Genomic DNA, 26,672 nt, shown 5'->3' with positions numbered 1-26,672 from the left:
CGAACGTTCCCTGGAGTTGAGAACGATGGACAACGAGGACAAGCTCCGCTACTTCCTGAAGCGGGTCACCGCGGACCTGCGTGACACCCGCAGGCGCCTGCGCGAGGTCGAGGAGGGCGAGCAGGAGCCGGTGGCGATCATCGGCATGAGCTGCCGCTACCCCGGCGACGTACGCTCCCCCGAGGACCTGTGGGAGCTGGTCGCGAACGGCCGCGACGGCGTGACGGCGTTCCCCGCCGACCGAGGCTGGGGCGAGGTCGAACTGTCCGACCCCGAGGACCCCGACCGCGCGTTCCGCACCGAAGGCGGATTCCTGCACGACGCGGCCGAGTTCGACCCCGGCGTGTTCGGGATATCGCCGCGCGAGGCCCTTGCGATGGACCCGCAGCAGCGGTTACTCCTGGAGACCTCCTGGGAGGCGTTCGAGCGGGCCGGGATCGACGCGTCGTCGCTGCGCGGCAGCAGGACGGGCGTGTTCGCCGGAGTGATGTACCACGACTACACGTCACGGCTGCGGTCGGTGCCGGAGGGAGTGGAGGGCTTCCTCGGCACCGGAAGCTTCGGCAGCGTCGCCTCCGGCCGTGTGTCGTACACGTTCGCCCTTGAGGGGCCCGCCGTCACGGTGGACACCGCCTGCTCGTCCTCCCTGGTCACGTTGCACCTGGCGGCCCAGGCACTGCGGTCGGGCGAGTGCACGCTCGCCCTCGCGGGCGGTGTCACCGTGATGGCGACACCGGACACGTTCATCGGCTTCAGCAAGCAGCGCGGCCTCGCCGCGGACGGCCGGTGCAAGTCCTTCTCCGAGGACGCCGACGGCACCGGCTGGGGTGAGGGCGCCGGCATGCTGCTCCTGGAGCGTCTCTCCGACGCCCGGCGCAACGGCCACACCGTCCTTGGGGTCGTGCGCGGCTCTGCGGTCAACCAGGACGGTGCGTCCAACGGCCTCACCGCGCCCAACGGCCCGTCGCAGCAGCGCGTGATCCGCCAGGCGCTCGACAGTGCCGGGCTGACCGCCGGCCAGGTCGACGCGGTCGAGGCGCACGGCACCGGCACCACGCTCGGTGACCCGATCGAGGCCCAGGCGCTCCTTGCGACGTACGGTCAGGACCGCACTGCCGACCGGCCGTTGTGGCTCGGTTCGGTGAAGTCCAACATCGGTCACACCCAGGCCGCAGCAGGCGTCGCGGGCGTGATCAAGACGGTCATGGCGATGCGGCACGGCGTGCTGCCGCCGACCCTGCACGTCGGCGAGCGCTCCCGGCACGTCGACTGGTCGGCGGGCGCCGTGGAACTGCTGACCGAGGCGCGGCCGTGGCCGGAGACGGGGCAGCCGCGCAGGACAGCGGTGTCGTCCTTCGGCATCAGCGGAACCAACGCCCACGTCGTCCTCGAACAGGCCCCGGCCGAGGACGCCGACGACGAGCCGGGGGAGCCGCTCGCCCCCGTCGACCCCGTCCTTGCCGACGCCGTGCCGTGGGTCCTTTCCGGCAACGACCCCGCCGCCCTGCGCGAGCGCGCCGCCGCCCTCGTGTCCCACCTGGACGGCCGGGACGAGACACCGGTGGACGTGGGCTACTCGCTCGCCCTGAGCAGGACCGCGCTTGAGCACCGCGCCGCCGTCGTCGGCGCGGACCGCGCGGAACTGCTGCGCGGCCTTGAGGCCCTGGCCGGAGGTGTCGAGGCACCGAACCTGGTGCGCGGCACGGTCGGTATGCGCGGCAAGCTCGCGTTCCTGTTCAGCGGACAGGGCAGCCAACGGGTCGGCATGGGCCGTGAGTTGTACGGGGAGTTCCCCGTGTTCGCGCAGGCCCTCGACGAGATCTGCGCGGGCCTGGACCCGCACCTGGACCGGCCGCTCCGGGACGTGCTCTTCGCCGAGCCCGGCACCGAGACCGCCGCCCTGCTCGACCTGACCACCTACACGCAGCCCGCGCTGTTCGCGATCGAAGTGGCGCTGTTCCGCCTCGTCACCGCGTGGGGTCTCGCCCCGCAGTTCCTCGCGGGCCACTCCATCGGCGAACTCGCGGCGGCGCACGTGTCGGGCGTGTTCTCCCTCGCCGACGCGTGCACGCTCGTCGCCGCCCGTGGCAGGCTGATGGGCGCCCTGCCCGAGGGCGGCGCGATGCTGTCGCTGCGCGCGGACGAGGACACCGTCCGCCGCCTCGTCGCCGAGCACGGCGGCACGGTGGACGTCGCGGCGGTCAACGGCCCCGAGTCCACGGTGGTCGCGGGTGACGCCGACGCCGTGGCCGCGATCGACGACGCGTGGCGGGAGCGCGGCGGCAAGACCCGGTACCTGAAGGTCAGTCACGCGTTCCACTCCCCGCACGTGGACGCCGTACTCGACGACTTCCGCGCCGTCGCCCGGACCATCACGTACGGAACTCCGGCGATCCCGGTGGTGTCCACCCTGACCGGCGCCGTCCTGACCCCGGCACAGGCCCGCGACCCGGAGCACTGGGTGCGCCACGTGCGCGAGGCGGTGCGGTTCCTCGACGGCCTGCGGTGCCTGGGCGAGCAGGGCGTCACCAACTTCCTGGAGCTGGGCCCCGACGCGGTCCTGACCGCGGCGGGCCGCGACTGCGCCGAGGAGGGCGCGCTCCTTGTCGCAGGCGCACGCGCGAACCGGCCCGAGGGCGCCACGCTCACCTCGGCGGTCGCGGCACTGCACGTGCGGGGCGTCGCCCTCGACTGGCAGGCGGTGTTCGCGGGCCGAGGCGCCCGGCGCACCGACCTGCCCACGTACCCCTTCCAGCGCACCAGGTACTGGCTGGACGTCGGTGCGCACGTGGGAGACATGACCTCGGTGGGCCTGCGGCCCGCCGACCACCCGCTCCTCGGAGCCGCGGTCACCCTCGCCGACGAGGAGGGCGCCCTGCTCACCGGCAGGCTCTCCCTCGCCACGCACCCGTGGCTGGCCGACCACACTGTCGGCGGCGTGGTCCTCGTACCCGGCGCCGCGCTGGTGGAGCTGGCGATCAGGGCGGGCGACCAGGTCGGGCTCGACCACGTGGAGGAGCTGACGCTGGCGGCGCCGCTGGTCCTGCCCGCGGACGGCGCGGTACGGCTCCAGGTGTCCGTCGGGGCCCCGGACGAGTCGGGCCGCCGCGCGCTGAGCCTCTACTCACGGGCCGACGACGCGCCCGACGACGAGCCGTGGACGCGGCACGCCTTCGGCACGCTTGCGTCGGGAGCGGCGGCCCCGACCGCCGACACCGGAGCCTGGCCGCCCGCCGGAGCCGAACGCATCGACATCGAGGGCCGCTACGACGACCTCGCCGCGTCCGGACTCGGCTACGGGCCCGCGTTCCGCGGCCTGCGCGCGGCGTGGCGGCAGGGCGACGAGGTGTTCGTGGAGCTGGAGCTGCCCGACCAGGACAGTGCGGGCTCCTTCGGACTGCACCCCGCGCTGCTCGACTCCGCGCTGCACGCCATCGGCCTCGGCGACTTCGTCGCCGACACGGAGCGGCTGCACCTGCCGTACTCCTGGCGCGGCGTGCGGCTGCACAGCAGCGGCGCGTCCGCACTGCGGGGGCGGCTGTCCCCGGCGGGCGCATCGGGCGTCGCGATCGCGCTGACGGACGGCACGGGTGCCCCCGTCGCCTCGGTCGAGGAACTGTCGCTGCGGCCACTGTCGGCGGACGGCCTCACCGGCGACCGCCTCGACTCGCTGTTCCGGGTCGACTGGACGCAGGTGAGGCCCGCCGAATCGGCCTCCTCCCGCTGGGCGGTCCTGGGCGACGCGGGCCTGGCCGCGCTGGCGGAGGGCGAGGTGCCGGACCTCGTGTTCGCCCCCGTGCCCCCGGCCGCGAACCCCGCGGAGGCGACGCACCGGGCGCTGGCCCTGGTGCGTGCCTGGCTCGCCGACGAGAGGTTCGGCTCGGCGCGACTGGTGTTCGTCACCCGCGGCGTGGTGGCGTCCGGCCACGACGAGGATGTCCTCGACCTGGCCAACGCCCCGGTGTGGGGCCTCGTGCGCGCGGCGCAGTCCGAGCACCCCGGCCGGTTCGTGCTCATCGACACCGACACCGACACCGACACCGACTGGTCGGCGGACGGGGCACACGCTCTGTTGGGCGCCGTCGCGACCGCTGAGCCCCAACTGGCCCTGTGCGCCGGTGAATTGCTGGCGCCGAGGCTGGTGCGGGCCCGCCCCGCGAGCGAGGACGAGCCGGACTTCGGTGCCGGTCCGGTTCTTGTGACCGGTGCGAGCGGGATGCTGGGCGGCCTTGTGGCCCGCCATCTGGTCGTACGGCACGGGGTGCGGCGTCTGGTGCTTGCGAGCAGGCGCGGTCAAGTGGGCGACCTGCACGACGAGTTGGTCGGACTGGGTGCCGAGGTCGCGGCCGTCGCCTGCGACGTGTCCGATCGCGACGCGGTGGCGGCGCTCCTCGCGGAGCACCCCGTGACGGCCGTCGTGCACGCGGCGGGTGTCCTGGACGACGGCGTGATCGAATCGCTGACCCCGGAGCGGATCGACACCGTGTTCCGGCCCAAGGTCGACGCCGCCCGGCACCTGCACGAGCTGACCCGCGACCTGGACCTGTCCGCGTTCGTGCTGTTCTCCTCAGCGGCAGGCACCTTCGGCAACGCAGGCCAGGCCAACTACTCGGCGGCCAACGCGTTCCTGGACGCACTCGCCCAGCACCGGCGAGCGCAGGGCCTGCCCGCGACGTCGCTGGCGTGGGGCCTGTGGGCGGACGCGAGCGGCATGACCGACGAGCTGGCCGAGACCGACCGCGGCCGCCTCGCGCGGGCCGGTGTCGCCGGTCTTTCCGCCGAGGAGGGGCTGCGCCTCTTCGACGCCGCCCTCGCGCTGCCGTCGGCCGTGGCCGTACCCATGCGCCTCGACCTGGCCCCGCTGCGGGCCCGCCCCGAGGCCGTGCCCTCCCTGCTCCGCGCGCTCGTGCGCACGGCGCGACCCGAGGCCGCCAAGGCCGACGGGGGCCTGGCGGCGCGGATCTCCGCCCTGCCGGTGGAGGAGCGGCTCCCGGCCGTGCTCGACCTCGTACGCACCTGTGTCGCCGCCGTGCTCGGCCACGCCTCTGCCGCCGCGGTGGAGGCGGAGCGGGCCTTCGACGAGCTCGGGTTCGACTCGCTGACCGCGGTCGAGCTGCGCAACCGGCTCGACGCGGCGACCGGCCTGCGCCTTCCCGCCACGCTGGTCTTCGACTACCCGATGCCTCTGGCCCTCGCGAAGCACCTGCGCGCCACGCTGCTCGGCGACGACGAGACGCGGACGGCGACCGTCCGCACGGCCGCCGCCGACGACGAGCCGATCGCCATCGTCGGCATGAGCTGCCGCTACCCCGGCGGAGTGCGCTCGTCGGAGGACCTGTGGCGACTGGTCGCCGATGGCCGCGACGCGGTGTCCGACTTCCCCGACAACCGGGGCTGGGACGTCGAGGCGCTCTACGATCCCGATCCCGAGAACACCGGCACCAGCACCGTCAGGTCGGGCGGCTTCCTGCACGACGCCGCCGAGTTCGACCCCGTGTTCTTCGGCATGTCGCCGCGCGAGGCGCTCGCGGTCGACCCGCAGCAGCGACTGCTCCTTGAGACCTCCTGGGAGGCGTTCGAGCGGGCCGGCATCGACCCCAAGTCGCTGCGGGGCAGCGCGACCGGCGTGTTCGCGGGCGTGATGTACAACGACTACGCCGCCCGGCTCGGCCGCTCTCCGGAAGGCTTCGAGGGCCAGCTCGGTGTCGGCAGCTCCGGCAGCGTCGCGTCCGGCCGCGTGTCCTACGTCTTCGGACTCGAAGGTCCCGCGGTGACCGTGGACACGGCGTGCTCGTCGTCGCTGGTGGCGATGCACCTGGCGGCCCAGGCGCTGCGCTCCGGTGAGTGCACGCTGGCCCTCGCGGGCGGCGTGACGGTGATGGCGAGCCCGGCGACCTTCGTGGAGTTCAGCAGGCAGCGTGGCCTGGCTCCGGACGGGCGCTGCAAGGCGTTCTCCGAGAGCGCCGACGGCACCGGCTGGGGCGAGGGCATCGGCATGCTGGTGCTCGAGCGGCTTTCGGACGCCCGGCGCAACGGCCACCGCGTCCTCGCGGTCGTGCGGGGTTCGGCGGTGAACCAGGACGGAGCGTCGAACGGCCTGACAGCGCCCAACGGCCCCTCGCAGCAGCGCGTCATCCGCCAGGCCCTGGCGAACGCGGGCCTGACCCCGTCCGACGTGGACGCGGTCGAGGCGCACGGCACCGGCACCACCCTGGGCGACCCGATCGAGGCCCAGGCCCTCCTTGCCACCTACGGCCAGGACCGTGCCGGAGAGCCCCTGTGGCTCGGGTCGCTGAAGTCGAACATCGGCCACACGCAGGCGGCTGCCGGTGTCGGTGGCGTCATCAAGATGGTGATGGCGCTGCGGCACGCCGAACTGCCGAAGTCGCTGCACGTCGACGAACGCTCCTCGCACGTGGACTGGTCGGCGGGCGAGGTCGACGTACTGACGGAGACCCGTCCGTGGCCGGCCGTCGGTCGACCGCGCAGGGCGGGTGTGTCGTCGTTCGGCGTGAGCGGGACGAACGCACACACGATTCTGGAACAGGCCCCGGAGCCGGAGGAGTTGACTCCGGACGCGACGCCCGACGAGACTCCGGCGGCTTCGGCTTCGGCTTCGGCTTCGGCTTCGGCTTCGGTGTCCGTGCCGGTCCCGCTGGTCTTCTCCGCGCGTACGGAAGCTGCCCTGCGCGCCCATGCCGCCCAACTCGTCACTGTGGTGGAGGGGTCGGCGCTGGTGGATGTGGCGGATGCCCTGTTGTCGCGGTCGGTGTTCGATCACCGGGCGGTGGTGGTCTCGGGTGGTTCCGACGCGTTGGCGGCGGTGGCGGCGGGCTCTGAGTCTGCTCGTGTGGCGATGGGTGTGGCGCGGCCTGTGGGCAAGGTGGCGTTCGTCTTTCCGGGTCAGGGTTCGCAGTGGCTGGGGATGGGTGCGGAGTTGGCGGAGTCTTCGCCGGTGTTCCGCGCTTCTCTCGATGCGTGTGCTGATGCGCTTGCGCCGTATGTGGACTGGTCGTTGCACGAGGTGCTGGCGGATGGCGCCGAGTTGGAGCGGGTGGACGTCGTTCAGCCCGCACTGTTCGCGGTGATGGTGTCGTTGGCTGCGTTGTGGCGTTCGTACGGTGTGGAGCCGGGCGCGGTGGTGGGGCACAGCCAGGGCGAGATCGCCGCCGCGCATGTGGCGGGGGCGTTGTCGCTGGCGGATGCGGCCAAGGTGGTCGCGTTGCGGAGCAAGGCGATCCTGGCGCTGTCGGGTCAGGGCGGCATGGTGTCCCTTTCGGTGACGGCCGATGCCGCGCGTGAGCGGATCGCGCGGTGGGACGGACGTATATCTGTCGCTGCAGTGAATGGCCCGAGTTCGGTGGTGGTGGCGGGTGACGCCGACGCACTGGACGAGTTGATGGAGTCCTGTGCCGCAGACGAGGTGCGCGCCCGTCGTGTCCCCGTGGACTACGCGTCGCACTCGCCGCACGTGGAGCGTATTCAGGAGGCGTTGGCGGGCGTACTGGCCGGAGTCGAGCCGCTGCCCGCGGCTGTGCCGATGCTCTCCACGGTGACGGGGGAGTGGCTGACCGGGACCGAGGTCGGCGCCGAGTACTGGTATCAGAACCTGCGCAACACCGTGCGGTTCGAGGACGCGACCCGCGGTCTGCTCGACCACGGGGTCGGCGTGTTCGTCGAGTGCAGCCCGCACCCCGTCCTCACCATCGGAGTGTCCGAGACGGTGGAGGCCACCGGTGGCGACGCCCTCATGGTGGGCACGCTGCGCCGGGACGAGGGCGGCCTCGACCGCTTCCTGCTCTCCGCCGCCGAGGCGTACGTAGGGGGCCTGCCGTTCGACTGGCGTGCCGTGGTGCCCGCCGGGCGGCCCGTCGACCTGCCCACCTACCCCTTCCAGCGCAAGCACTACTGGCTCGACGTCCCCCGTGACCTGCGCTTCGTCGAAGCGGCCGGTGGTCTCGGCCTTGCGGACGCCGACCACCCGCTGCTCGGCGCCGCCGTGGAGCTCGCCGACGAGCAGGGCCTGGTGTGCACCGGCAGGCTGGGCATGGACACCCACCCGTGGCTCGCCGACCACGCCGTCGCACGGACGACGCTCCTGCCCGGCACCGCCTTCGCGGAGATCGCGCTTGCGGCGGGCGGCAGGCTCGGCCTGGACGAGGTGGAGGAACTGGCGCTTGCCGCACCGCTGGTGCTGCCCGAACGCGGCGGAGTGCGCCTGCGGGTGACGGTCGGCGGCGACGACGGCTCCGACCGGCGGGCGCTGAGCATCGACTCCTGCCCGGACGATCCCGCCGCCGGAGCCGACTGGACCCGGCACGCCACCGGCTTCCTCACCACGGGAGCCCCCGTCGAGCCGGCCGCGGTCACGCAGTGGCCGCCCGTCGGAGCCGAGCCCGTCGACATCGACGGCCTCTACGACAGCCTGGAAGGGGCCGGGTTCGCCTACGGGCCCGCCTTCCAGGGCCTCAGGGCGGCATGGCGCGGCGAGGGCGCCGTGTACGCCGAGATCAGCCTTGACGAGGACCAGCACCGGGACGCCGCTTCGTTCGGCCTGCACCCGGCGCTGCTCGACGCCGCGCTGCACGCCTGCATGCTCGGCGGCCTCGTCGAAGACGCCGGTCGCCCCCGGCTCCCGTTCTCCTGGAGCGGGATCCGATGGCACGCGACCGGTGCCACAGCGGCGCGGGTACGGCTCACACCGGCCGGACCCGACGCCGTCTCCCTGGAACTGACCGACGTTCAGGGGAACCCCCTGGCGACGGTCGCATCCCTGGTCCTGCGGCCGATCGCCGCGGACCAATGGGGTGCGCGCCACCGCGATTCACTGTTCCGGCTGGAGTGGGTGGCCGCACCGACCCGTGCGGCCACCCCCGCTCCCGCCCGCGGTTGCGCAGTCGTAGGTCCCGACGACCTGAAGGTCGGCGCGGGCCTCGCCGCGGCCGGCGTAGCCGTCGAGGAGCACGAAAACCTCGCGGCCCTCGCCGAGGCGGCTGTGCCGGGGGTCGTCGTCGTCCCGTGCGCCGATGACGACACGGAGCCGGTCGCCGCGGCCCGCACCGCTGCCCTGCGCGCGCTGCGCCTTGCCCAGGAGTGGCTCGCCGACGACCGGTTCCTCGCATCGCGCCTCGTCTTCGTGACCCGCGGGGCCACCGCGACCGGACCCGACGAGGACGTGCCCGACATCGCCGACGCGGCGGTGTGGGGACTGATCCGGTCGGCGCAGTCGGAGAACCCCGACCGGTTCACGCTGGTCGACGTGGACGGGCACGACACATCCTGGCCCGCGCTGCCCGCAGCCCTCGCCGCCGCCGAGCCGCAACTGGCGGTGCGTACCGGTGACTTGCTGGTGCCGCGCATCGCACGCGCCAGGCCGTCCGACGCGGAGTCCGGAATCGAGTTCGCGCCCGGCGGCACCGTCCTGGTGACCGGCGCCACCGGCATGATCGGCGGCCTCGTCTCCCGGCACCTCGTGGCAGAGCACGGCGTCCGGCACCTCGTCCTCGCCAGCCGCAGCGGCGCCGCCGCACCCGGCGCCGACGCCCTCCGCGCCGAACTGACCGGCCTCGGCGCGCACGTGACGCTCGCCGCCTGCGACGTCACCGATCCGGGCGCGCTGAAGGAACTCCTTGCCGCGGTGCCCGCGGACCACCCGCTGACCGGTGTGGTGCACTCGGCGGGCGTCCTGGACGACGGCACGATCACCTCGCTGACCCGGGATCAGGTCGACAGGGTGTTCCGGCCCAAGGTCGACGCGGCCTGGAATCTGCACGAGCTGACCCGTGACCTGGACCTGTCCGCGTTCGTGCTGTTCTCCTCGGCGGCGGGCATCCTCGGAGGCCCCGGCCAGGGCAACTACGCGGCGGCCAACGCGTTCGTCGACGCGCTCACCCACCACCGCAGGGCCGCCGGACTCCCCGCGACATCACTGGCGTGGGGCCTGTGGGAGACGGCAAGCGCGATGACCGGCGACATGGCGGAGACCGACCTGGCGCGCCTTTCCCGCTCCGGTGTCGGGGGACTGACCGAGGAGCAGGGCCTCGCGCTGTTCGACCTCGGATGCGCGGCGGACGACGCGGTCGTGGTGCCGATGCGGCTCGACCTCGGCGCCCTGCGCGGCGGGCCCGACGAGGTGCCTGCGCTGCTGCGCGGCCTCGTGCGCCCGCGGGCCACGAAGGCGGCCGCCGCGAGCGAGGAGCCGCTGGCGCAGCGGCTGGCCGGTCTTACGGAGGAGGAGCAGGGGCGGGAACTCCTGCTGCTCGTCCGGGACCAGACCGCGGCCGTGCTCGGCTACGCGCCGGAGGAGCTCGATGTCTCCGGCGCCCTGACCCAGCTCGGCCTTGACTCCTTGACCGCGCTCCAACTGCGCAACCGGCTCGCCGGCGCGACCGGGCTCCGGCTGCCCACCACCGTCGTGTTCGACCAGCCGACAGGACCGGCGCTCGCCGGTTACCTCCGGTGCGAACTCGCATCGGGCGCCGGGGGCGACGACGCCCCCGCCTCGACCGCGGCCCTGGCGGTGGAGGACACGCTCACCGGCCTGTACCGGCAGGCCTGCGACCTCGGCCTGTACGAGGAGGGGTGGCAGATGGTGAACGCCGCCGCGCGAGTGCGTCCGGTGTTCGAGACGCCGGACGAGGTGCCCGCACTGCCGCCGGTGACGCTGGCGACCGGGCCCGGAACCCCGCTGCTCTGCCTCCCGCCGACGATGGCGCCGTCCGGCCCGCACTACTTCGGCCGCTTCGCCCCCGTGTTCGCGGGCGAGCGGGACGTGACCGTGCTGCCCAACCCCGGCTTCGCGGCGGGGGAGGCACTGCCCGCGACCAGGGAAGCGGTCGTGCGCTTCCAGGCCGAGGCCGTCAAGAGGCAGGCAGGCGACGGGCCGTTCGTGCTCGTCGGCTACTCGTCGGGCGGCTGGCTGGCCAACGCGGTCGCCGCGCTGCTCGAACAGGAGGGCACCTCACCGGTGGCGGTGGTGCTGGTCGACACCTACACGGCGACGAACTCGTTCGAGAGCCGGCTCGAGGAGGCGCTGCGGCAGCGCGCGGCCACCAGCGAGGCGTTCGAGCTCATGTCCGGCGCGCAACTGACAGGGCAGGGCGGCTACTTGCGCGTGTTCGGCGACTGGGAGCCCGAGCCGATCGACACCCCGACGCTGTACGTGCACGCCACCTTCCCGCCGGGGGAGTCGCAGGCGCTGGAGACCGAGGACGACTGGCGTCCCCAGTGGCCCCTGCCGCACGAGGACGCCGACGTCCCCGGCGACCACTTCACGATCATGGACGACCACTCGGAGTCGACGGCACTCGCCGTACGGGACTGGCTGGCCGACGACCGGGGCACCAACTCCCGCTGAGCGCAACCAAAGCCCCGACAATCACAGCAGCACTGCGTACGACAACTACAGCAGAGAACGGACGATCAACATGACTGTTACCGACGGCAGTGACCTCTGGCTCCGCCGGTTCCACCCCGCACCGGAGGCCCCGGTCCGGCTGGTGTGTTTCCCGCACGCGGGCGGATCGGCGACCTTCTACTTCCCCGTCTCGGCCGCGCTCCAGAGCGACTGCGACGTGGTGGCCCTGCAGTACCCCGGCCGTCAGGACCGGCGGTCCGAGCCGAACGTGGACGACATAGGCGTGCTCGCCGACCGGATCGCGCCCGTACTCGAGCCGCTGTTCGACCGGCCCGTCGTGCTCTTCGGGCACAGCATGGGCGCGATCCTCGCGTTCGAGGTCGCGCGCAGGCTGGAGGAGAAGGGCCACAAGCCCGCGCTGCTGTTCGCCTCCGGCAGGCGCGCACCGTCGACGCGACGCGTGGAGAACGTCCACCAGCGGGACGACGACGGGATCGTGGCCGAGATGAAGGCCATGAGCGGCACCGACGCCCAAGTACTCGGTGACGAGGAACTGCTGCGGATGGTGCTGCCCTCGATCCGCAGCGACTACCGCGCCATCGAGACGTACGGCTCCGTGTCCGTGACCGCGACCGTCGAATGCCCGATCACCGCCCTGATAGGCGACGCGGACCCGAAGTCGACGGTCCTCGAAGCCGACGCGTGGCGCTCCCACACGAACGCCGCGTTCGAGATCCACACGTTCCGCGGGGGCCACTTCTTCCTCAGCTCGCGAGCGGCGGAAGTGATCTCGCTGACGCGTGAGGGGCTGCGCAGTGCCGTAGCCGTCGGACAGGCGTAAGAGAGGCGGGGGTTGGACGAGGAGGTGGTCCAGCCCCCGTCGCGGCCGTACGCGACCGTGTGCGGACCTCAGATGTAGCCCGCACGCACCGCGTAGGCCACCGCGTGGGTGCGGTTGCGCAGTTGGAGGCGGGAGGTGAGAGTGTGCAGGACGTTCTTCACCGTCCGTTCGGAGTACGCGAGCTTGACCGCTATCTGCCCGGTGTCAAGACCCTCCGCCACCAACTGCAGGACTTCGACCTCACGCGGGGTCATTCCCATCGTGGGGAGTCCGGCCGGACCTGGTGTGCTGCTGTTGAGCTGTCCCATGCGGGTGAGGAATGTGCCCAATAAATCGGCCGGTAAGTCACCGTCACCCCGGTGGGCGGCGAGCACGGCCCGCAGCAGCCGCGCCGGCGTGGCCTCTCGTCGCCATACGATCGAGGTGACGCCGCACCCGGCGACGTCCAACAGGTCGGCCTCCCGCATCCGGTCCACCACCAGGACCGCCCGGACGCCCTTGATGCGGACGAGCGTGCGCAGACTCAGGAGAGTTGTCTCGTCCACGGAGCAGGCGACGAGCAGGGCGACTTGGCCGCAGTCCTGCTGTGTGGTGTCCACCAACTCGATCTCCGCGTACTGACGGAGCTGGCTGCGCACTCCGGCCCGGGAAATGGGATCCGTTGTGTGAACGGACAACAGCACCCGCTCGGTCGTAGGGACAATCTCGTTGGTCTGCTGCTGCACGGGCTAGAGCTCCTTCTGCGTCCATGAAGGCCCAGGGGTTCGAGCGCGGCAGACATGAGCGTGCACCGCTACCCCCTCGTCGACCAGATAATCAGCTACTGCGTGTGTGCCCTAGGAGGCTCAACGTGTCCCTGATCACCAGATTGGTGCCCGCCGCTCACGTCCTGCTGATGTTCCGCTAACGTCCCGTCCCGGCGCCGCTGCTGCCTCGCCGCGCTCCTCCACGAGCGCGGCACCGTGGGAAGCGGCGCGCCGCGCAGGCTGGATCTGGACATCGAGCGGCGCGCCGACCCGGACGCACCCTTTCCTCTGCTGCCGCTCCAGCAGGGGTACTTCGTCGGCCAGCAGGACGCCTGGGAGCTCTCCTACCGCTCCGCCCACCACTACGTGGACATCGGCCTGGAGGACATCGACAGCGAAGAGATCGCCGAGGCGCTCCAGGACGCGCTGGAACGCCTCGCGGAACACCAGTCGGTGCTGAGGGCGCGCATCCTTCCCGATGGCAGGCAGCGGATTCTCCCCCTCGACGATCCCGACGCCATGCCGCGGCTGCTGGTGGCCGACCTCAGCACGGCGGGGGAGGAGGAGATTGCCACCACCCTCGCGGCGATCCGGCAGGAGATGAGCACCGAGGGCCCCGACCCGGCCGTGGGCTGCGGCCTCGGCATGCGGCTCACCCTGCTCCCGGGGCAGCGGGCCCGGCTGCACTCCTCGACCAGCCTGCTGATCATCGACGGCTGGTCGTCCGGAGTCTTCTACCGGGATCTGTTCGCCCTCGTATCCGACTACAACGCGGTACTCGCCCCGCTGGAGGTCGACTTCGGCGACTACGTCACCAGCTTGCGCGACCTGCCCGACACCGAGCAGTGGCGTCAGGACCGCGACTGGTGGTGGGAGCGCCTCGACGCCTTTCCGCTGCCCCCGGCACTGCCCCTGGTGGCGGACCCCGCCGACGTACGACCGACGCTGATGGGCACCCGGCAGGCCGTCCTCGACGCCGAGCGGTGGGCCGCGCTGCGCGCCCACTGCGCCGAGCACGGTGTCACACCGTCGGCCGCGATGTTCGCCGTGTTCTCAGCCGCAGTGGCCCGTGCCTGTGGGCACCGGCGCTTCCTGCTCAACACCCTCCAGCTGAACCGGCTTCCGCTGCACCCGGACGTGCCCCGCCTGGTGGGAGCGTTCTCGTCCACGATGCTGATGCCGGTCGAGCTGCCGCAGAACCCCGTATTCGCCGATCTGGCCGTCAGCGCCCAGCAGTCCATGGGCGACGCCCTCGCCCACCACCTGATCACCGGAGTCGAGGTCTCCCGGGAGCTGGGCCGCCGCCGCGGCACCCGCCGTCCGGTCGCCCCCGTGGTCTTCCAGAGCACCCTCGGGGTGGACGCGGCACTGGGAAGCGAAGTCCCTTACGAGGCAGGCCCGTTGGGCCGGATCGACCTGCTCAGCCACCATCAGCAGCTGAGGACCCCTCAGGTGGCCCTCGAAGTCCGCCTCTTCGAGCTGCGCGGCGAACTCGTCGTCGTCTTCTCACTGGTGGAGGAGCTCTTCACGGCCGAGGATGTGGACCGCATGTTCCAGGACGTGCTGACCACCGTCGAATCTCTGGTGGACAAGGAGGGCTGGTCGGCACCGGTCGAGCTGCCCGCCGAACTGGACGCCCGACAGGCAGACTTCGAAGCCATGGGAGGGCGGCTGTCCGTCCCGTCGACGCGGCAGACACCGGGCGAGGAGCCCGGAGCTCCCCGTGACGACCTCGAACTGGCCATCGCGGCAGACTGGACCGAGCTGCTCGGGTACGAGGTGAACGACCGGGCGGCGGACTTCTTCACGTCGGGCGGCGATTCGCTCCTCGCGGTGCGGATGCTCGGCGCACTGGCCCGCAAGGGAGTCGGGAAGGTGACACCCCGCCGCTTCCTTGAACGCCCCACGGTGGCGGGTCTCGCCGCAGCGGTACGTGAGGCGGGCGCTCCCAAGGCGGGTTGACGACGTCGTGCGGCGGGAGCACAAGCCGTGCTCCCGCCGCACACCGGCTCAGCCGCCGAGCCCCGCGTCCTCCCGGAAGAGCTCCTGCTCCGCCCAGACCGCGGCGCGTGCCCCGTCCGCGGCGCCCGTGACGACGAAGGTGAGCGCGTCCGGCAGCGCCTCGAGCCGGGCGGCGTCCCCGGCCGCGTACACACCGGGCACGCTCGTGCGCTGGAACTCGTCCACGCGTACGCAGCCGTCGGGAAGCGCCTCGCAGCCGAGTTGCTCGGCGAGCGGGGAGTGCTGGCGGGTCGGAGCCCGGTGGTAGACGGCCTGCCGTTCGAGCACCCGGCCGTCCGCCAGGACGAGCCGGACCGCGCCCTCCTTGCCCTCGATCCGGGAGACCGGCGTCTCGTCGACGGCGATCCCGGCGTCGGCGAGCCTGCCCGCAGTCTGCTCGGGCACCGGATGCCCGTCCGTGCACACCACCACGTCGTCGCTGAACCGGTCGGCGACGTACAACGCCTGCATGACCTGGGGGAGTTCATGACCGAGGACGGCCAGCGTCATGCCGCGGGTCTCCCAGCCGTGACAGAAGGGGCAGTGATAGACACCCCGGCCGAAGAGCTCGCTCAGACCCTCCACCTGGTCCAGGACATCGACCTGCCCGGTGGCGATGACCAGCTTGCGCCCCCACACCCGCTCGCCGTCCGCGAGCGTCAGCGTGAACCCGTTCCCCTCCCTCTCCGCGGTGGTCGCCAACGCCTCGCGGACCACCACCCCCGGGTACGCCGCGAGCTGTTCACGGCCTATGCGCCGCAGCTCGGCGGGCGGGAAGCCGTCACGGCTGAGGAGCATGTGCATCTCGGCCGCCGGCGCGTTGCGCGGCGCGCCGCTGTCCAGGAGCAGCACGTCGCGGCGCTGGCGGCCCGCCACGAGCGCCGCGTTGAGACCGGCTGGACCTCCACCGACCACGAGTACGTCGTACGACATCGTTCTCCTCCGCAGTTCTCAAGGCGCCTGTGTTGCGCCGCAGGGCGTCACGCCCTATCGATCTCTTATTGATAATAGTTATCAACTTCATGTGATGGGCCGTAACATCCAACGAAAGGGCGAACTCATGGACTCCACCCCGAAGATCGGCATCCTCGGTGGCTACGGAGCCGTCGGCAGCGCGGTGGTACGCCGCCTGCTGCAGGCCGGCATCGGCCCGCTCCTGGTGGGCGGCCGGGACCCGTCCCGCGCCGAAGCCGTCCTCGGAACGGACGTCAGCACGGCGGCCGTTGACCTCTGGGGGCCGACGCTTGACTCCTTCGTCAGCCGCTGTCGCCTCGTCGTCAACTGCGCGGGCCCGTCGTATCGGGTCCTCGACACGGTCGCGCGGGCGGCCTTGCGCCACGGCGTGGACTACGTCGACGCGGCGGGCGACGACCCCGTCCACGCCCGGCTGACGGCGGAGGGCGGTGGCGGGTCCGCAGCGTGGCGGAGCGCGGGCCGCAGCGCGGTGCTCTCCGCCGGAGCGCTGCCGGGGCTCTCCGGACTCCTGCCGCGTGCCTTGCTGGACCCGGCCGTGGTCCCCGCCCGCCTGGAGGGATACGTGGGCGGCGTGGCGGCGCTCACCCCCGCCGCCGCGGGGGACGTACTCCTCGCCCGAGGCCCCGAGCACGGAATCCCCTCCGCCGCCTGGGAAGACGGGCGGCTGCGCGACCGAGCCCTGCAACCGCGGCGTGACCTGCGCCTGCGAGCCTTCCCCCGGCCGGTGACCGCTTCCCCTATCTGCCCACCGAGACCGCCCGGCTCGCCGAGGCCGTGGGCATCCGCCAGGTGCACTGGTACACCGTCTTCGGCGGCGAGCGCCTCGCCGAGGAGCTCGCCATGGCCTGGGCCATGGGCACCGAGGACACCGCCGACCTGGTTCTAGCGGCGGACGAGGACGTACGCCGTCACGGATCCTGGTACGGGCAGGAGTTCCGCGTATGGCACGACACCCACGACGGCTCACCCGCCCGCACCCTCACCCTGCGCGCCGAGGACTCCTACGAGCTCAGCGGCTTCCTCACGGCCACCGTCGCGCAACACGTCCTGTCCGGCGCAGCGCGGCCCGGCGTGCACTTCGCGGCGGACGTGCTCGATGCCCGGGCCGTGGTCAAGACTCTGGCGGCGGACTCAGTGGCCGAGGTGGAGATCACGTGACGTAGTACTGACGTCAACGCACCCGCCGGTCCTCCAGCGGTGCTGCCCTCAGCACGTCGCCGTTCGTCCTGGGCAGATGCGGGGTGTGGTTGACCAGGCGGGCCGAGTTGCCGACCACGGCGATGCTGCTGGTGTTGTGCAGCAGGGCCGCGAGGACGGGGTTCATGGATCCCCCGGCGCCGGCGAGCAGGCCGAGCAGGTTGACGCCGATGGCGAGGCCGTAGTTCTGGCGTACGACGCGCAGCGTGTGGCGGCTGAGTTCGACGACGGCGGCGACCTGGCGCAGGTCGTTGCCCGCGAGGGCGATGTCGGCCGTCTCCAGCGCCACGTGCGAGGAGTGCTCGCCCATGGTGATCCCGACATCGGCGAGGGCCAGGGCGGGGGCGTCATTGGTCCCGTCGCCGACCATCGCCACCGTGTGCCCCTCGGCCTGCAGGTCACGGATCAGCTGGAGTTTCCCTTCCGGGAGGGCGTGTGCGTGCACCTCGGTGATGCCGAGCGTGTCGGCGACGGCCTGTGCCGTTTCGGGGGCGTCGCCGGTGAGCAGCACCAGGCGGGACACTCCGAGCTCCCTCAGCTGCCGGATGACGGTCTCGGCCCCGGAACGTACGGCGTCGGAGACCCCCAGTATTCCGATCACGTCCGTGTCGTGGGCCAGGCAGATGACGGTCTCGCCGGCGCCCCGCAGCCGCTCCGTCCAGCCCTGGGCCTGTCTGGTCAGCTCGACGCCGTGCTGGCGCAGCAGGGCGGGGCTGCCGACCAGCAGACGGCTGCCGTCCAGCTCGGCTCGCATGCCCATGCCGAGCACGACTTCGCAGGCCTGGTGGATGGGGACGTGCAGGTGCTGCTCCTCGGTGCGGGCGACGATGGCCTGCGCGAGCGGGTGCCGGGCGTGCAGCTCTCCGGAGGCGGCCAGACTCAGCACCTCGTCGGCCGTGAAGACGTCGCTGAGGGTGACCACACTGGTGACCAGCGGCCGCCCGAAGGTGAGCGTGCCGGTCTTGTCGAAGACGACGGCCGTGACCCGCCCGACGCCCTCCAGGTGCGTGCCGCCCTTGATCAGGGTGCCGCGGCGCGCTCCGTTGCCGATGGCGGCGCTGATGGCCGTCGGCGTGGCCAGGCCGGCCGCGCACGGGCAGGCGATGAGCAGCATCGTCATGGCGCGGCGCGCGTCGCGCGTGAGCACGTACGTCAGCGCGGCGAGCGCGAAGGAGACGGGGACGAAGCGCTGGGTGAAGCGGGTGGCCACGGTCTGGATCGGCGCCCGGTCCGCCTGGGCCTCCTCGACTCGGCTGATGATCCGGCCCACGGTGGTGTCCCGTCCGACGGAGGTGGCCCGGACGGTGAGGGAACCCGACGCGACGATGGTGCCGGCGTAGACGTGGGAACCGGCGCGGGCGTAGACGGGCAGGGCCTCGCCGGTGATCGCGGCCTGGTCCACCAGTGCGTCGCCGGAGACGACGTGTCCGTCGACCGGGATCCGGTGGTGCTCGTACACGGCGACCACGTCGTCCCTCCCGACGTCCTCGATGGCCGTCTCGACCTCGACGCCGTCCTGTACGAGCCAGACGCGCTCCTCACCGATGGTGAGCAGCTCCTCGATGGCGCGGCGGGTGCGGCGCAGCGTCAGTGTCTGGAGGAACTCGCCGATGTTCAGGAGCCACAGCACGGTGAGGGCGACGACGTTTTCGCGGAGTACCAGCGAGATGACCGTGGCCGCCGTGACCAGGGTGTCCGTCCCCGGCGAGCTGCGGCCCCGGAGCGAGCGCAGCGCGCCGCGGAAGAAGGGCAGGCCGGTGAAGACGGTCACCGCGCCGAGGAATCCCGAAGAGCCGAGGGTGATCCGTGGGCGGCGCAGCAGACGGCGCAGTGCCACGAGTGCGAGGACCGCGCCGCCGACCACCAGGCGGGCGACCTCGCCGGTGGAGGAGTCGGGGGTGGAACGGGTGGGGGTGGCCGGCGCGGAATCGGGCGGCGCCTCTTCGAGCAGGGCGACAAGACGGTCGACGTCCATGCGGTCCGGCGCCACCCAGATGACCACGCTTCCGGTACGCGGGAAGATCCGCAGCGCCCGGAACCCGGCGAGGCCGGTCAGGCGCTCGTCGACCAGGCCCGCGCTGCCGGGACGGGCCCGTACCCAGGGAACGCTCAGCCGGGCCCGGCCCGTGGCGACAGAGCAGACGACCACGCCCGACATGATCAGTGCTCGTGTCCGTGATCGTGGTCATCGACGCTGACAGCGGAGGGCGGCGGTACCTCTTCGCCCAGGGTGGTCCGGGCCTCGGCGAGCATGTCGCCTGCCTTGAGCCGGGCTTCTTCAGCGGCCGACGCGACCCACCGGCCGGCGACGATTCCGTTCGCGATGCCTCCGACGAGCGCCTTGCGGGCTGCGGGCTTGGCCTCCGGAAGACGCTTGGCGGCTCCCTTGATGATCAGGCCGCCCACGACACCGGAGATCGCGTAGTGCACGAGGCGCCCACCTGCGGCACCGACGAGCGCGACGGGATGCATAACAGGCTCCTTCCGCCGGTGCCGAACGGGATCGATCGGGGTCGATCGGGCACGACGGGACTCTCCTCAAGTCTGCGCCTCCGTGACCCGCCGGGTCGAACCGAGGGCGGAGGGAGCGCGGGCCCGCCGGTTGCCGGTCAGGCGGCAGACGAGGTAGATCACGAACGAGATCGTCGTGACATAAGGGCTGATGGGGACGGTGCTGCCGAGGGCGAGCAGAATCCCTCCCTCCATCGAGACCAGCGCGAAGACGACGCTCAGTACAGGCAGCAGTACGGGAGAAGCGGTGATCCGCGCGGCGGCGGCAGCCGGGGTGACAAGGAGCGAGAGCACCAGCAGCGCCCCGACGATCTGCACGCAGAGGGCCACCGCGAGGCCGAGCACCAGCATGAACGCGAGGGACAGGGCGCGTACGGGAACACCCCGTGCCTCGGCCACCTCCGGATCGGCGCTGGCGAAGGTCAGCGGTTTCCAGACGATGACGAGCGCGAGGAGCACCACCACGGACGTGCCGACGAGCCACGCCATCTGCGGGGTGCCGACGGCGATGATCTGGCCGGTCAGAATGCCGAACTTGTTCGCCGCCCGGCCCTTGTAGAGGGACAGGAAGAGCACGCCGAGGCCAAGGCCGAACGGCATGATGATGCCGATGATCGAGTTGCGGTCGCGGGAGCGGACGCCGAGCAGGCCGATCGCTCCCGCCGCCAGCAGGGAACCGACGATGGACCCGGCCACGATGTTCAGCCCGAGGAGTAGCGCCGCCGAGGCCCCGGCGAACGACAGCTCACTGATCCCGTGCACGGCGAACGGCAGATCGCGCATGATCACGAATACCCCGACCAGGCCGCCGACCAGGCCGAGGAGGGCCCCGGCCAGCAGGGAGTTCTGGACCAGGCCGAGCAGTTCGCCGTAGTTGTCGAAGTTGAAGATCTGCTGCCAGACGCTCGTGTCGTCCCCTTCGGCGAGCGGCTCACGTCCGGTCACGGCTGTCCGCCCCCGTTCAGCACGCCTCCGTTCAGCACGCCTCCGTTCAGACCGTTTCCGTTCGGGCCGCGCGCGTGGTGGTGCACGGTGGCGGCGTCGGGTGCGCCGACGACGACGATGCGGTCCCTGACCCGGACCACGTCGACCTGTGTCCCGTACAGCTGCGACAGCGTGGCCGAGGTCATCACCTCTTCCGGCGGACCGATGCGGAATCCCCCCTGGGCCAGATACAGAACCCGGTCCACAAGACCCAGGACGGGGTTGATCTCGTGCGTCACGAAGACGACCGAGGTGTTCGCGGAGCGGCGCCGCTGGTCCACCAGCGCGGTGACCGTGCGCTGGTGCTGCAGGTCGAGGGAGAGCAGCGGCTCGTCGCAGAGCAGGATCCGCGGGTCGGTGGCCAGGGCCTGCGCGATGCGGACGCGCTGCTGTTCGCCGCCGGAGAGCCTGCCGATGGGAACATCCGCGTAAGGCGTCGCCCCGACCGAGGCCAGGATGTCGTCCACCCGGCGGCGGACCGTACGGCGGGCGAGCCGCAGCCCCCAGCGGTGCCCGTCGACACCGAGCTGCACGAGGTCACGGCCCCGCAGCATGGTGTGTGCCGGCAGGGATTTCTGCTGGGGTACGTAGCCGATGTGCCGGCTGCCGCACCGCGGGGCCCGTCCGAGAACCGTCAGCGATCCCGCGGTGAGCTGCTGCCGGCCGAGCAGCACCCGCAGCAGGCTGGTCTTGCCCGATCCGTTGGGGCCGAGGACCGCGAGAAACTCCCCGGGTTCCACATCCAGGTCCAGGTCGCGCCAGAGCACACGGTCGCCGTACGCCAGCGCGGCGCCCCGCAGGCTGATCACCGGCGCGGCGGGGTCGGGGCTCCCGCGGGCGGCGTCACCCGGTCGGGAGAGCGGCGTGAGGGCCTCCGTGCGGTCCATGAGCTGTCCTAGCCGTCCAGCGCACTCTTGAGGGCATCGACGTTGGCCGTCATCCAGCTGACGTAGTCCTCACCCCGGGGAAGGGTCTCGGTCACGGGTACCACCGGGACCCCGTTGTCCTCGGCGGCCTCCTTGACCTTCTCCGTCTGGGGGCCGGAGGTCTGCTCGTTGTAGACGAGGGCCTCGACCCGCCGGTCGGTGAACAGCTCGAGCGTCTCCCGCAGGACGCCCGGAGAGACATCGTCCCCCTCCTCGACGGCTTCACTGAAGTCCTCGGGTGTGCTGTTCCGCAGCCCGCTCGCCTCGGTCATATACAGCGGAACGGGCTCCGTGACGGCGACAGCGGCGCCCTCGTGGTCCTCCTTGATCTGCGCTTCCTCGGCCTGGAGGGACGTCAGCTCCTCCTTGAACGCCTTGGCGTTCTGCCGGAATACGTCGGCGTCGGCGGGAGCGGCCTTGGCCAGGGCGTCCGCGATCTGGTCGGTGAGCTTGTCCACCGTGGGGACGTCGTACCAGACGTGCTCGTTGAATTCCCCGCCCTCGGCCGGGGCCTTTCCCGAGACCTGCACGGCGTCGATGACATCGACCGACGGGTTGTCCGCGCTGCGCAGCATCCTGCCGATGAAGTCGTCGTAGCCGCCGCCGTTCGCGACGACCAACTTCGCCTTGGACAAGGACAGTTGATTCTGCGTACTGGCCTCGTACGAGTGGGGGTCCTGCGCCGGGTCGCTGATGATCGAGATGACGTCGACCTTGTCGCCGCCGATCTGCTCGACAAGGTCGCCGTACACGTTGGTCGAGGCGACAACCGGGACGGCGCCCGCCGCAGCCGCACTCCGCGGGCTGTCGGGGGACCCGGTGTCCGACGATCCGCCGCATCCGCAGGACAGGACCAGGGTGACACCGATGAGCAGGACCGCGCCGCGGGCCGAGGACACCTGCATACGAGGGCCTCCCAACCGAAGCGAAACCGAAACGGTTATCACCTGAATTATCGCCCCGACGCTTCTCGCCCTCCACCGGAGCCGCAGCCCCTGCTGGAGCTCCCGGCTTTCGTATGTCTCGGGGTCTGTCGGCGGCAACGCAAGGGATGTCCGGCTGCACACCGGTGCCTCCCGACCGACAGGGACTGCTGGTGGGCCACCTACGCCGGGTGCTCCTGGCCCTGGGTGTTCTGGCACCTCACTGCGAGGGCCGCGATGTCGTCGTCCAGCCTTCCGCCGCTGTAGTGGAGCAGGTCCCGGTGAAGCCGGTCGAGCAGCTCGCGGGGCTCCTCCGGGCCCTGCCGCCGCATCCAGTCCGGCAGCGGGAAGAACTCGCCGGTGCGGTCCCGGGTCTCCGATACGCCGTCGGTGTAGAGCAACAGCTGGTCGCCTTGGGCGAAGGCCACGGTGTCGACGCAGTAGTAGTCACCGATGAGTGCTGCGAGGTTGAGAGGCGCCGAGGGGGTGGTGGGCTCCAGGATGCGGATCTTTCCGCCATGCGCAAGCAGTGGTGGGGGGTGCCCGCAGTTGAGAAGTCTGACGTGGCCGCCGCCGTGCGGGATCTCGGCGATGAGAGCGGTGGCAAAGTGCTCTGGCAGATCCGGGGCGAGAAACGCAGCGCTATGGCGGGCGATGCTGGTCTCCAGACGATGGACGACGCCCCTCAGGTCGGGCTCGTCGTACGCGGCCTCCCTGAAGCAACTGATCACCGCTGAGGCCGCCCCCACCGCGGTCAGGCCCTTGCCCCGAACGTCGCCGATGAGCAGCCGGACTCCGTAGCGTGTGTCGGCCGCCTCATAGAAGTCGCCGCCGATCCGGGCCTGCTCTTGGGCCGCCAGATACAGCGACTCGATCTCGATGTCCTCGAAGCGGCGCGGCAAGGGGCGCAGCAGCACCTTCTGGGCTGCGTCGGCGACAAGCCGGACCTGGAAGAGAATCTCCTCCCGCTGGAGTCGGACATGGCTTGCGTATGCGGCAGCCAAGGTGACCGCGACGATTGCGGCCGCCGTGTACTGCGTCCCCAGATCGGCGTAGAAGAAGCTGAGGCTGATCATGACCAACAGGCAGAACGCCCCCAACAGGATTGTGGGAAGCACGGGCCACATCGCGGCGGCGAGGGCGGGGGCGGCGGGCAGAAGGCGACTGAAGGCAATCTGCCTCGGTGTGGAGAACGCCAGGCCGGCGATGAGGACGGTAAGGATCACCGGTGACAGATGGGCAGCGGCCCACTTGTCGCCGTAGGGCGGACGATGGCGTCGCAGCCGTCCGAACGTGATCACGAAAGGCATCATATCGGTCTAAGCGGGCATTTATCCCTGCTGGAGTATGTGCTCGTGCGCGGTGGATCCCGCCGACCAGGATGCCGCAGTGGCCGGAATGGCAGAGGCTGCGGAACGCAATGCTTGAGCAGTCGCCCAAGGTCTGGCCGGGTGGGGGTCAGTCGTCGGGCGGGCCCTGGCCCCTTTGGATCGCCAGTGCTAAAAAGGGTGCATGGCGAGTCTTTTCGCCCGTTTTCGTCGCCTATTGCTCAGGCCACTTGTCAGCAAGAGTCCGCGAAGCGTAGCCGGGCAGGTGTTCGTGCTCCAGGTGGCCGTGGTAGTGCTGCTCGTGGCCTGCGCCGTCATCGCCCTCGTCCTGCAGTCCGAGCGGGACACCAACGAAGAGGCCAAGCGCCGTTCCGTAGCCGTGGCGCAGACCTTCGCGCACTCTCCCGGTGTCCTGGCGGCACTGCGGAGCCCCGACCCGACCCAGATTCTCCAGCCGCTCACCGAGGTGGGGCGCAAGGCTGCCGGCGTCGACTTCATCGTGGTCATGGACACCAAGGGCATCCGCTACACCCACCCCCTGCCGGACCGGATCGGCAAGCAGTTCGTGGGCACCATCGGACCGTCGCTGGCAGGGAAGGTCTACACGGAAAGCGTCCACGGCCCGCTCGGCCACGAGGTGCAGGCCATCGTCCCCGTCGAAAACGCCGACGGCAAGGTGGTGGCCCTCGTCTCCGCCGGGCTGAAGGTCAAGAACGTGAGCAATCAGGTGGACCGGCAACTACCGATCATCCTGGGCGCCGGGGCCGGGGCGCTCGCGGTGGCCACCGGCGGGACGGCGCTGGTGGGCAGGCGGCTGCGACGGCAGACCCACAGCCTGGCCCCGGACGAGATGACCCGCATGTACGAGCATCACGACGCGGTCCTGCATTCCGTGCGCGAAGGGGTGCTCATCGTCGCCGGCGACGGACGGCTGCTGCTGGCGAACGACGAGGCCAAACGACTCCTTGAGCTGCCCCCGGACGTCGAGGGGCGGCTCGTGTCGGAACTGTCGAGCCTCGACCCCGAGACAGTGGCGCTGCTCGTCTCCGGGCGCGAGGTCACCGACGAGGTGCACTTCGCCGGAGAGCGGCTCCTTGCGGTCAACCAGCGGCCGACGGATCGCGGCGGAGGCCCCGAGGGAACGGTGGTGACGCTGCGCGACTCCACCGAGCTGCAGGCCGTGACCGGCAAGGCCGAGACCGCACGGGAACGGCTCAAGCTCCTGTACGACGCCGGACTCGGCATCGGCACCACCCTGGACGTCCGTGGCACCGCCGAGGAGCTGGCACAGGTCGCCGTCCCTCGCTTCGCCGACTTCGTCACCGTGGACCTGGCCGACGCCGTGCTGCACGGCGAGGAGCCGACCCCCGCCACACCGGCCATGCGACGCACGGCCGTGTGCGGCATCCGGGACGACCATCCGCTCTATGAAAAGGGCCGGCTGATCGACTTTCTGCCCTCCACGCCCCAGGCGCGCGGCTACGGCAGCGGCCACTCCGAGCTGGTGACCGACCTGTCGACCGCCACGGGCTGGCACGCACAGGACCCGGAGCGCACCAAGGAGATCATTGACTACGGCATCCGTTCCCTCATCGCCGCCCCGATCCAGGCCCGCGGCGTCGTGTTGGGCATGGCCAACTTCTGGCGCTCCGAGCAGCGCGAGCCCTTCGACGAGGAGGAACTGTCGCTGGCGGAGGAACTGGTGGCCCGTGCCGCGGTCGGCATCGACAACGCCCGCCACTACACCCGCGAACACACCGTGGCGGTCACCCTCCAGCGCAGCCTGCTGCCGCGGGCCCTGCCCGAGCAGAGCGCCCTCGACATCGGCTACCGCTACCTCCCCGCCCAGTCGGGCGTGAGCGGAGACTGGTTCGATGTGATTCCCCTGCCGGGGAGCCGGGTGGCACTGGTCGTCGGCGATGTGGTCGGCCACGGCCTCCACGCAGCCGCCACGATGGGGCGGCTGCGGACCGCGGTGCACAACTTCTCCACACTCGATCTGCCGCCCGACGAGCTGCTGAGCCACTTGGACGACCTGGTCGGCCGGATCGACCAGGACGAGGTGGGTACGGACAGTGCCGCGGGCGTCGTGGGGGCCACCTGCCTGTACGCGATCTACGACCCCGTGACGCGCCGCTGTGTCATGGCGCGTGCGGGGCACCTGGCGCCCGCACTCGTCCACCCCGACGGCACCGTCACCTTTGCGGACCTGCCGACCGGGCCGCCTCTCGGCCTCGGCGGCATGCCGTTCCGGACCGCCGAGCTGGAGCTCGCGGAGGGCGCCCAGCTCGTCCTCTATACCGACGGCCTCATCGAGGACCGCAGGCGCGACCTGGACGTGGGAATGGAACTGCTGCGTGATGCGCTGGCGGGCCACCCTGACCGGCCGCCCGAGGAGAGCTGTCAGGCCGTGCTTGACGAGCTGCTGCCCGGGCGTCCCCAGGACGACGTCGCCCTGCTCATCGCCCGCACCCGGGGACTGCCGCCCGACCGGATCGCCGACTGGGATGTGCCGCTCGACCCGGCCGCCGTCGCGGGGATGCGCGACGCCGTGTCCCAGAAGCTCGACGAGTGGGGCCTGTCCGAGCTCGGCTTCAGCATGGAACTCGTCCTGAGCGAGCTCATCACCAACGCCATCCGCTACGGCTCCGAGCCGATCCACGTACGGCTGATCCACGACCGTACGCTGATCTGCGAGGTGGCCGACGGCAGCAGCACCTCACCGCATCTGCGGTACGCCGCGACGATGGACGAGGGAGGCCGGGGCCTGTTTCTGGTGTCGCAGATAGCGGAGCGCTGGGGGACCCGGTACACCCCCCAGGGCAAGGTGATCTGGGCCGAACAGACACTGCCGGAGGCCGTGGCACTTTGACGGTGAACGCGA

The 26,672-nt window shown here is 71.5% G+C and carries 14 protein-coding genes; 6 read left to right on the top strand and 8 right to left on the bottom strand.

The features are described 5' to 3' along the window. Window positions 1-25 precede the first annotated feature (25 nt). Window positions 26-11,356, top strand: a complete 11,331-nt coding sequence (locus AB0G47_RS17220) for a type I polyketide synthase (RefSeq protein WP_360769954.1) — start codon at window positions 26-28, stop codon at window positions 11,354-11,356. 70 nt (window positions 11,357-11,426) lie between these two features. Next, window positions 11,427-12,197: an alpha/beta fold hydrolase gene (locus tag AB0G47_RS17215; RefSeq protein ID WP_360769952.1), complete on the top strand. Its 771-nt coding sequence runs from the start codon at window positions 11,427-11,429 to the stop codon at window positions 12,195-12,197. A gap of 68 nt (window positions 12,198-12,265) precedes the next feature. Here AB0G47_RS17215 and AB0G47_RS17210 read toward each other — a convergent pair whose 3' ends face one another. Further along, window positions 12,266-12,922: a response regulator transcription factor gene (locus tag AB0G47_RS17210; RefSeq protein WP_360769949.1), complete on the bottom strand. Its 657-nt coding sequence runs from the start codon at window positions 12,920-12,922 to the stop codon at window positions 12,266-12,268. Window positions 12,923-13,159: 237 nt separating this feature from the next. On the opposite strand from AB0G47_RS17210, the gene AB0G47_RS17205 reads away from it, so the two are divergent. Beyond that, a complete protein-coding gene (locus tag AB0G47_RS17205) occupies window positions 13,160-14,905 on the top strand; it encodes a condensation domain-containing protein (protein WP_360769946.1) in 1,746 nt (581 codons plus the stop codon). A 48-nt stretch (window positions 14,906-14,953) separates the two neighbouring features. Here the strand turns inward: AB0G47_RS17205 and AB0G47_RS17200 are convergent, their stop codons facing one another. Then, on the bottom strand, window positions 14,954-15,877 hold the full coding sequence (locus tag AB0G47_RS17200; protein ID WP_360769944.1) for an NAD(P)/FAD-dependent oxidoreductase: 924 nt from the start codon (window positions 15,875-15,877) through the stop codon (window positions 14,954-14,956). A 127-nt stretch (window positions 15,878-16,004) separates the two neighbouring features. Between AB0G47_RS17200 and AB0G47_RS17195 the strand changes: the two genes are divergently transcribed. Further along, on the top strand, window positions 16,005-16,805 hold the full coding sequence (locus AB0G47_RS17195; RefSeq protein ID WP_360769941.1) for a saccharopine dehydrogenase NADP-binding domain-containing protein: 801 nt from the start codon (window positions 16,005-16,007) through the stop codon (window positions 16,803-16,805). After that, window positions 16,760-17,077, top strand: coding sequence for a hypothetical protein (locus AB0G47_RS17190; RefSeq protein WP_360769938.1), 318 nt, complete (start codon window positions 16,760-16,762; stop codon window positions 17,075-17,077). Before AB0G47_RS17195 ends, AB0G47_RS17190 begins: the two co-directional genes overlap by 46 nt. 13 nt (window positions 17,078-17,090) lie before the next feature. On the opposite strand, the gene AB0G47_RS17185 is transcribed toward AB0G47_RS17190, so the two are convergent. From AB0G47_RS17185 to AB0G47_RS17160, 6 genes are all read right to left on the bottom strand, one after another. Further along, window positions 17,091-19,274, bottom strand: coding sequence for a cation-translocating P-type ATPase (locus tag AB0G47_RS17185; protein WP_360769935.1), 2,184 nt, complete (start codon window positions 19,272-19,274; stop codon window positions 17,091-17,093). 2 nt (window positions 19,275-19,276) lie between these two features. Further along, window positions 19,277-19,588: a DUF1490 family protein gene (locus AB0G47_RS17180; RefSeq protein ID WP_360769932.1), complete on the bottom strand. Its 312-nt coding sequence runs from the start codon at window positions 19,586-19,588 to the stop codon at window positions 19,277-19,279. A gap of 66 nt (window positions 19,589-19,654) precedes the next feature. Continuing rightward, window positions 19,655-20,572 (bottom strand): metal ABC transporter permease, encoded by a 918-nt coding sequence (locus tag AB0G47_RS17175; protein ID WP_360769929.1) that lies wholly within the window; start codon window positions 20,570-20,572, stop codon window positions 19,655-19,657. Beyond that, entirely contained in the window at window positions 20,569-21,498 is a 930-nt protein-coding gene (locus tag AB0G47_RS17170; RefSeq protein WP_360769927.1) for a metal ABC transporter ATP-binding protein, read from the bottom strand. Before AB0G47_RS17170 ends, AB0G47_RS17175 begins: the two co-directional genes overlap by 4 nt. An 8-nt stretch (window positions 21,499-21,506) precedes the next feature. Continuing rightward, window positions 21,507-22,442, bottom strand: coding sequence for a zinc ABC transporter substrate-binding protein (locus AB0G47_RS17165; protein WP_360769924.1), 936 nt, complete (start codon window positions 22,440-22,442; stop codon window positions 21,507-21,509). Window positions 22,443-22,642: 200 nt separating this feature from the next. Further along, on the bottom strand, window positions 22,643-23,761 hold the full coding sequence (locus AB0G47_RS17160) for a PP2C family protein-serine/threonine phosphatase (RefSeq protein ID WP_360769921.1): 1,119 nt from the start codon (window positions 23,759-23,761) through the stop codon (window positions 22,643-22,645). Between the two features lie 211 nt (window positions 23,762-23,972). Here AB0G47_RS17160 and AB0G47_RS17155 point away from each other — a divergent pair, with 211 nt between their 5' ends. Beyond that, the gene (locus AB0G47_RS17155; RefSeq protein ID WP_360769918.1) at window positions 23,973-26,660 is read left to right on the top strand and encodes a SpoIIE family protein phosphatase; all 2,688 of its coding nucleotides are present in this window, start codon (window positions 23,973-23,975) and stop codon (window positions 26,658-26,660) included. Window positions 26,661-26,672 lie beyond the last annotated feature (12 nt).

Origin of the sequence: Streptomyces sp. NPDC021622 (genome assembly GCF_040640795.1) — a bacterium.
Lineage (GTDB): Bacteria > Actinomycetota > Actinomycetes > Streptomycetales > Streptomycetaceae > Streptomyces.
This window is presented reverse-complemented; position numbering and strand designations above follow the sequence as displayed.

Coding starts and splice junctions, on each gene's coding strand:
- AB0G47_RS17215 (WP_360769952.1), top strand. CDS start 11,427: ATGACTGTTACCGACGGCAGTGACCTCTGGCTCCGCCGGTTCCACCCC.
- AB0G47_RS17220 (WP_360769954.1), top strand. CDS start 26: ATGGACAACGAGGACAAGCTCCGCTACTTCCTGAAGCGGGTCACCGCG.
- AB0G47_RS17190 (WP_360769938.1), top strand. CDS start 16,760: ATGGCCTGGGCCATGGGCACCGAGGACACCGCCGACCTGGTTCTAGCG.
- AB0G47_RS17195 (WP_360769941.1), top strand. CDS start 16,005: ATGGACTCCACCCCGAAGATCGGCATCCTCGGTGGCTACGGAGCCGTC.
- AB0G47_RS17185 (WP_360769935.1), bottom strand. CDS start 19,274: ATGTCGGGCGTGGTCGTCTGCTCTGTCGCCACGGGCCGGGCCCGGCTG.
- AB0G47_RS17165 (WP_360769924.1), bottom strand. CDS start 22,442: ATGCAGGTGTCCTCGGCCCGCGGCGCGGTCCTGCTCATCGGTGTCACC.
- AB0G47_RS17170 (WP_360769927.1), bottom strand. CDS start 21,498: ATGGACCGCACGGAGGCCCTCACGCCGCTCTCCCGACCGGGTGACGCC.
- AB0G47_RS17180 (WP_360769932.1), bottom strand. CDS start 19,588: ATGCATCCCGTCGCGCTCGTCGGTGCCGCAGGTGGGCGCCTCGTGCAC.
- AB0G47_RS17200 (WP_360769944.1), bottom strand. CDS start 15,877: ATGTCGTACGACGTACTCGTGGTCGGTGGAGGTCCAGCCGGTCTCAAC.
- AB0G47_RS17155 (WP_360769918.1), top strand. CDS start 23,973: ATGGCGAGTCTTTTCGCCCGTTTTCGTCGCCTATTGCTCAGGCCACTT.